Below are 6,496 nucleotides of genomic sequence, written 5' to 3'. Positions count from 1 at the left end.
ACGACGGGCACCGGCCCGGTCATCCCGCAGCCGCTCACCACGCCGCCGGTCGCGCCCAGCCCGGTCATGCCGCCGCCCCTGGCGCCCCGGCCGGTCACGCCGCCGCCCGCCGTGCCCGCGGCCCTGTTCCCCAACCGTGCCCCCGCGCCCGGCAACCGGCCCGTCTCGGTGCCGCCGCCCCCGCCGGGCATGACCCCGATCACGCCGGGTTCGCGCCCGCCGGCCGGCACTCGCACCCCGGCCGCGCCCACCGGCACCGGCACGGTGTTCCCGGCCGCCTCGGTGTCGTCCGCGCCGTCCTCCGGCGCCCCCGGCGGCACCTCGCCGGCCGACACGGGCCAGCCGTTCCGGGCCACCCTCACCAACGCGGCGATCAACAGCGCCCGCGCCGAGCGTCAGCGCACGGTCATCCCGCCCCGCCCGTCGACCCGTTCCACGACGCAGGCGGCCGACGCGACCGACTACTCGCTGCCCATGCCCTCGCAGCGCCCCGGCGGCCAGGAACCGGCCGAGCCCGGCTCGCGCGCCAACTGGCCGCTGATCAACAGCGGCAACGACGACGCGGCGACCACCCCGGCCGCCTCGACGAGCGCCCCGCCGGCCGACGGCCGGGTGCGTCCGCCGTGGCAGGACATGCCGAAGGAGCCGCCGGCCCTGCGCCTGGTCGAATCCCAGCTCGGCAACGGCCTCGACGCGACGGTCACCGACATGCCGCCGATCGCCGAGCCGCCGCCGCTGCGCCTGGTCGAGGGCCGCAACGGCACCCGCCGCTCGCCGGGTCAGACCACCACCAAGCTGACCGCGCTCGACCGCAGCACCACGCCGCCCGTCCCGTCCGACGGCAACGACACCGACCTGCTGATCTTCGCGGCGGCCCGCTCGGCCTGGTTCACCGGCCACAGCGAGCAGACCGACAAGCTCGACTGGACCAACCCGAACGACACCGGTTGGCGCGCCGCCGAAAAAGCCTCGACCCCCGCGGTTGCGGCCGAGACTGCGGCCGGCCTGCCCAAGCGCGTGCCCCAGGCCAACCTGGTGCCCGGCTCCCCGCTGCGCGACGAGCGCCCCCTGCGCATCGTCCGCGACGCGGCGAGCATCGCCGCCCACACCACGGGCTACTTCCGCGGCTGGCGGCGCGGACAGGAAATCGGTGGTTTCGCCATGGGTGGCCGCCCGGGCCGCGAGGCCGCGGGTGGCTGGGACTTCACCCGCGACCGCGAAGGCGCCGACGACTTCCGCAACAACAACGCCGGCTACGGATCACGTTAGGTCGCTCGCTCTAAGTTTCGGCCCGGTCGCTCTTTGAGAAGAGCGACCGGGCCGCGTTTTTTGTGAATCGCCGGCTGCGGGACGCTTGGGGTCAGTGGGTGGTCAGGCATTTGGAGGTACGACGGTAGGGGCTGGACTTACGAGCGGGAGTCCGTGGGTAGCGGGTGGCACGCTGATGCAACGCCGTCAACAAGCGCAACGAGGTTGATCACTCTTCACTCGTATCGGCCCGGCCCGCACGTGCCTAAGTGACCGCATTGAGGGCGTTGTTGCTTGTCCCCAGTTCGGTGCTGCCCACGGTTCGACACCGGCGACCGCGACACGCGACTGGCGACCCGCAAACGGCGAGCGGCGAACGGCGACCGGCGACCCCGCGACCGGCGACCCGCGACCCCGCGACCCGCGAACGGCGACCGGCGACCCCGCGACCTGCGAACGGCGACCCGCGACCCTCGACCCCTCGACCCGCGACCGGCGACCCCGCGACCCGCGAACGGCGACCCCGCGACCCCGCGACCGGCGACCGGCGACCGGCGACCGGCGACCGGCGACCGGCGACCAGGTCTACTCGTTCTGGGCCAACCGGCAGGCCGTGCTCGCCAGGTTTCCGCGCGACGATGCCGGGACTCGAGGGCCAGGTCGCCAACCGGCAACGCCGCGGTTCTTGCGGCGGCCGGCCGTCCGCGTTCGACCCTGATGCCTGTCGGCCTTACAACCAGGTCGAACGCGGCTTCAACCGGCGCAGACACTGGCGGATACTGGCAATCCGCTACGACGAGCTCGGCCTCAACTGCCAACCCACTCCCGACCTGGCGGGACTGCTCGACTGGCTACGAGCCGTCCCGGGCGACGTGATCCGCGGGACAGGCCCAGCCGTCGCGGGACGCGATTGTGGCTGCGGGGGCACCGCCGACGGAGAGTGGGCGCTGCGGTCAGCTTTGTGCCCTGTGTGCCGAACAGGGGCTTGTGAGCAAACCGTTTCTGGCTGCCTGTTTGATCGTGCGGGATGAGGCGGCCGCGTTGGGCGGCTGCCTGGCTTCGCTTGGTGGGGTCGTGGATGAGGTCCACGTGTACGACACGGGGTCGATTGACGGGACGCCTCAGATCGCTTCTGAGCTTGGGGCCGTTGTGACCCTTGGTTGGTGGAGCGATGACTTCTCGGAAGCCCGCAACGCGGCTCTGGAGGGGTGGAGCGCTCTCTGGGTGTTGAGCATCGACGCCGACCAGCGGTACACCGGGGATCCTGGGCGGTTGCGGGGGCTGTTGGAGGCTTCGGCGGCGGATGTCTTCGAGGTTGAGGTCGACAACGCGCACGATGAGCTGCCCTACACGAATACGGCGGCTCACCTCTTTCGGAAGGACGCTGTGCGGTGGGAGGGGCGGGTGCACGAGCGGCTGGTCGGGGTGGCGCCCGTCGTTGCCCGGGCGCCGCGGGAGGCGATCGTGCTCGCGCACGGTGGGTATGCGAGCGCGGACGTTCGCGAAGCCAAAGCCGTACGCAATGTCTTGCTGGCCCGGCAGACCCTGGCTGAGGCCGGGGACGACCGTGCGCTGATCGCTCGTACGCTGCTCGATCTTGGGCGCAGCCTGATCGGGGCGGGGCGTCGGCAAGAGGCGGTCGACACGCTGGAGACGTTGCGGGAGCTCTTTCCGGGTACGCCGGAATGGCTGCGCGGCACCGACTTCCTCGCTCGGCTGGTGCTGGCGGCGGGGTTGGACGACGTCTGCCTGGCTCTGGTCGAGCAGATGCGCGCGGCCGGCGCGGCCAAGAACTATTGCGACTGGCTGGCCGCTCAGGCTTTGGCCCAGCTGGGTGACGCCGGCGCCGCCGCCCGGTTGCTGGACGGCGTCACCGAAGTCGTCGACACCGGGGGCCGCCGCCACGACCCGCGGGCCCTGCAAGAGTTGCGCACCCTGGTGGATGCGCTGGTCCACTAGCCGAGGTCGCTGCGTGTCTGCCAGGTGCAGAGGCAGACGCGGTTGCCCTCCGGGTCGGCCAGCACCCAGAAGGCCGGCGCCTCGGCGTCGCTGACCAGGGTGCCGCCCGCGGCGAGGGCCGCGTCGATGCGGGGCTGGACCTGGGCCGGCTCGATCCAGACGTCGGGGTGCCAGCGCTGGCGGGGTTCCTCGTGGCCGGACCGCTGGAACCAGATCGCGGGCTGCAGGCCGGTCGGGTCGGTGACGTCGTTGCCGTCGGGCACCATCCGCAGAAGCGCGGCCCAGAACGGGCGCACCGAGTCGTAGTCGGGACTGTCCAGGGCCCACTCGATCCGGGACACGTCGACGACCGAGGGCCGCAGGCCCCGCTCCGCGGCCAGCGACGAGATCGCCCAGGCCAGGCGGACGTCGCGCGAGGTTACGCCGCCCACGTCGTGGCTGGCCAGGCGCAGGTCGACGGCGGGATAGCGCAGGGTCACGTCGGGGTGGTGGTTCATCTGCTCGGCCGCCTCGCCGATGGCGTTGACCAGTGCCAGACCGGCGGCGAAGTCCTTCGTCTCGATCCTGGAGTACAGGCCGCCGGGCAGGTAGACCCAGCCGTCCAGCTTCTCCGCGGCGACCTGCTTCGCATCGAGCTTCGTCATGACCCCATCCTCACCCGGTTGTTGCGGATGTGCTCGTACACGATCGACGTTCGCACGTCGGCCACCTCGGGGCGCTGGGTGAGCCGGTCGATGACGAACTCGTAGAGGCTTTCGTTGTCGGGGACGGCCACGTGCACGATGAAGTCGTCGGTGCCGGTGGTGACGTAGAGGCCGAGGGTGTCGGGCAGCGTGGAGACCCACTCGCGGAACGCCTCGATGTTGCGGCGCGACGGCGGGCGGATCCGGATGGCGATGAGCGCCTGCACCGGCCGGCCGACGGCCTTGAGGTCGACGTCGAGAATCGCCCCGCGGATCACGCCCCGCCGCCGCAGGGCCCGGGTGCGGTCGAGCGCCGTGGTCGGCGAGACGCCGACGGCCGCGGCCACCTCACGGTTGGTCTTCCGTGCATCCAACTGCAGTTCCCGCAGGATCGCCGTATCAAGTTCGTCCAGGTCCACCGATTCGGCCCTCATTCCGATACAAGTACGGATTCGTTGCAGCACAGCCTAACGGGTGCCTAGCATTCGGCTCGCAAGCTGCACACACGTACGGAGGTCAAGCACCATGATCGGGTTCGCCACTGACGAGATCGACCAGAGCGCCCCCACGCGCGCCGCCCGGCTGAAGTGGGTGGTCGTGGTCGACGGTGAGCTGCCCGCCGGACGGGCGGCCAATGCGGCGATCTGCACCGCCGCTGCTACCTCACGGGCAGTCGCCGGACTTCTGGGCGACGACGCGGTGGACGCCGACGGCAATGCGCACCCGGGCCTGCCCTGGGCCGGTTGTACGGTGCTCTCCGCCGATGCCGCGACACTGCGCACGATCCGCGCCAAGGCTGCCGCCCGGCCCGATTTCTTCGTGGCCGACATGCCCGCGGCCGCCCAGCACACCCGCGTCTACACCGAGTACCTGTCGTCGGTGGCCGGCACCGCCGCCGACGGCCTCGACTACTACGCGATCAGCATCGTGGGCCCGCGCAACCCGGTCGACAAGATCGTCGGCAAGCTCCCCTTGCTGGCCTAAGCAACAGCGGCCAGGGCTTTCTTGATGTTCCACTCGGCCAGGTCGAGCATCCACTGCCGGTTGGGAAAGTCGGTGTCCGCGATCCGCAGCGGGCCCTCGATCAGGGCGATCATCTGCGCGAACCGGTAGACCTCCAGACGCGCCGGATCAAGATCCACAGGATCGAGCGACGCGTACGCCTCTTGGAAGCGCAGCTGCAGGAACGCGTGCTCCCACTCGACGTCGAACCAGGTCACGCCCTCGATGTCGATCATCACGGGTTCGCCCGCGGCCGAGATGAACACGTGGTCGGGGCCCAGCTCACCGTGCACCAGCACGTATTCCTCGCGCGCCTCGACCCGGTCATGCAGCCCCCGCAGGTGATCCTCGATCCGCGTACGGGCACCGGCCACCCGCTCGTCCCGGGCCACGACCGCCTCGAGGTGCGCGAGCACCCGCCCGAGCACCATGTCTTGCGGCGGCCTGGTCTGCGCTGTCATCGCGGCCGGCCGTCCCCACCCGGGCCCTCGGGTGGTGTGCATCCGCCGCAGCGTCCGGCCGAGTTCGAGCAGCGGCTCGCGGTCGTACTCCATCCGCGCCTCGAGCGTCTCGCTGCCCACGTCCTCGACCAACACCCGGTCGGCGGCGGCGAACAGTAACTCGGGCACCCGCACACCGGCCTCGGCCAGCAGCGCGCGGTTGGTCAGGAACAGCTCGGACCCGGTGGCGTCGAGGAACGGGTCGTCGGGCACGGTCACCGAAGGCGGCCAGTAGTCCTCGACGGCCGCCCACATGTAGAGAACCACCGAAGTGCCGTCGTCGAGCCGGATCCGGTAGACGCCCTTCTTCGTGCCGCCGGTGAGCCGATCCAGGCCCACCACCGAGCGAGCCCGGCCGAAGTGTCCGGCCACCAGATCTCGTACGTCATCGACCGTCAGAAAGGCACGCATGGCGAGCGATCCTGCCTACGCCGGGCGCCGTCCACAACCGATTAACCGGCTGAGGACACGGCGAAGCCCCGCTCCGGCTCGCGGAGCGGGGCTTCGACCGACTGTCAGGCGGGCGCTACGGCGCGAGTCCGACGCATCGTCAGCACATACTCGACCAGCGAGATGAGGACGTTCTTCGTCGACTCACGGTTACGCGCGTCGCAGCTCACCACCGGGACGTCACTCGAGATCGCCAGCGCGTCCCGAACGTCCTGGGCGTTGTGATACTGCATTCCGTCGAAGCAGTTGATCGCGATCAGGTACGGAAGGCGACGGTGCTCGAAGAAGTCGATCGCGGCGAAGCAGTCGGCGAGACGCCGAGTGTCCACCATGACGACCGCACCGATCGCGCCCCGCACCAGTTCGTCCCACATGAACCAGAAACGCGTCTGGCCCGGCGTTCCGAACAGGTACAGGATCAGGTCGCGGTCGATGCTGATCCGGCCGAAGTCCATGGCGACGGTGGTCGTCATCTTCCCCGGAACCTGCCGGTTGTCGTCGACCCCCACACCGGCCGAGGTCATGATGGCCTCGGTGGTCAGTGGGGTGATCTCCGAGACCGACCCGACCAGCGTCGTCTTACCGACGCCGAACCCGCCGGCGATAACAATCTTCGCCGACGTCACGCGCCCCGCAGAGGGACGGTGCGACATG

Annotated in this window: 6 protein-coding genes and 1 pseudogene; 3 read left to right on the top strand and 4 right to left on the bottom strand. The window is 70.7% G+C overall.

Annotated elements, in window-relative coordinates:
- Together OWR29_RS43770 and OWR29_RS43765 are read left to right on the top strand one after the other, a co-directional pair.
- Nucleotides 1-1,269: pseudogene (locus OWR29_RS43770) on the top strand (transposase); the annotation flags it as partial.
- A gap of 891 nt (nt 1,270-2,160) precedes the next feature.
- Entirely contained in the window at nt 2,161-3,207 is a 1,047-nt protein-coding gene (locus tag OWR29_RS43765; RefSeq protein WP_324291313.1) for a glycosyltransferase family 2 protein, read from the top strand.
- Here the strand turns inward: OWR29_RS43765 and OWR29_RS43760 are convergent.
- Nucleotides 3,204-3,851 carry a 4a-hydroxytetrahydrobiopterin dehydratase gene (locus OWR29_RS43760; RefSeq protein ID WP_267569539.1) on the bottom strand — a complete coding sequence of 216 codons (648 nt, stop codon included), beginning with the start codon at nt 3,849-3,851 and terminating at the stop codon, nt 3,204-3,206. The two genes, OWR29_RS43765 and OWR29_RS43760, sit on opposite strands and share 4 nt — an antisense overlap.
- Nucleotides 3,848-4,309, bottom strand: a complete 462-nt coding sequence (locus tag OWR29_RS43755; protein ID WP_267569538.1) for an Lrp/AsnC family transcriptional regulator — start codon at nt 4,307-4,309, stop codon at nt 3,848-3,850. Before OWR29_RS43755 ends, OWR29_RS43760 begins: the two co-directional genes overlap by 4 nt.
- A 106-nt stretch (nt 4,310-4,415) precedes the next feature.
- Between OWR29_RS43755 and OWR29_RS43750 the strand changes: the two genes are divergently transcribed.
- Complete coding sequence (locus OWR29_RS43750) at nt 4,416-4,874, top strand: DUF2000 domain-containing protein (RefSeq protein WP_267569537.1); 459 nt, start codon at nt 4,416-4,418, stop codon at nt 4,872-4,874.
- Here OWR29_RS43750 and OWR29_RS43745 read toward each other — a convergent pair.
- Together OWR29_RS43745 and OWR29_RS43740 are read right to left on the bottom strand one after the other, a co-directional pair.
- Nucleotides 4,871-5,803 (bottom strand): phosphotransferase family protein, encoded by a 933-nt coding sequence (locus OWR29_RS43745; protein ID WP_267569536.1) that lies wholly within the window; start codon nt 5,801-5,803, stop codon nt 4,871-4,873. The genes OWR29_RS43750 and OWR29_RS43745 overlap by 4 nt on opposite strands.
- A 104-nt stretch (nt 5,804-5,907) precedes the next feature.
- Nucleotides 5,908-6,495, bottom strand: a complete 588-nt coding sequence (locus OWR29_RS43740; protein ID WP_250028343.1) for a GTP-binding protein — start codon at nt 6,493-6,495, stop codon at nt 5,908-5,910.
- Between the last annotated feature and the right edge of the window lies 1 nt (nt 6,496).

Source organism: Paractinoplanes pyxinae (assembly GCF_026626335.1).
Lineage (GTDB): Bacteria > Actinomycetota > Actinomycetes > Mycobacteriales > Micromonosporaceae > Actinoplanes > Actinoplanes pyxinae.
Note: the sequence above shows the minus strand (reverse complement) of the source record. Positions and strands in the feature narration are given on the sequence as shown.

What these genes read in the sequence shown, in the direction of transcription:
- OWR29_RS43760 (WP_267569539.1), bottom strand. Translation starts at nt 3,851, where the DNA reads ATGACGAAGCTCGATGCGAAGCAGGTCGCCGCGGAGAAGCTGGACGGC.
- OWR29_RS43750 (WP_267569537.1), top strand. Translation starts at nt 4,416, where the DNA reads ATGATCGGGTTCGCCACTGACGAGATCGACCAGAGCGCCCCCACGCGC.
- OWR29_RS43745 (WP_267569536.1), bottom strand. Translation starts at nt 5,803, where the DNA reads ATGCGTGCCTTTCTGACGGTCGATGACGTACGAGATCTGGTGGCCGGA.
- OWR29_RS43740 (WP_250028343.1), bottom strand. Translation starts at nt 6,495, where the DNA reads ATGTCGCACCGTCCCTCTGCGGGGCGCGTGACGTCGGCGAAGATTGTT.